The following is a 202-nucleotide window of genomic DNA, read 5'->3' as shown; positions in this document are numbered from 1 at the left end:
TTTCCCGCTGCCGCTCGACTTGCATGTGTTAGGCCTGCCGCCAGCGTTCAATCTGAGCCATGATCAAACTCTTCAATTTAAGTTTGGTTGCGTCGTTACCGGAGTAACTCGGCGGCTCAATGAATTGCTGAAATAAACTGTGACAACCGAAGTTGTCTTGGTCACTTCACCAGACATTGAAAATCAAAAATTGTTTTTGATG

Annotated in this window: 1 rRNA gene; it reads right to left on the bottom strand. The window is 45.0% G+C overall.

The annotated features are described in order from the left end of the window. Positions 1-79, bottom strand: a 16S ribosomal RNA gene (locus ACW5W4_RS19055); the annotation flags it as partial. Between the last annotated feature and the right edge of the window lie 123 nt (positions 80-202).

The organism is Aeromonas crassostreae (assembly GCF_054052445.1).
This window is presented reverse-complemented; position numbering and strand designations above follow the sequence as displayed.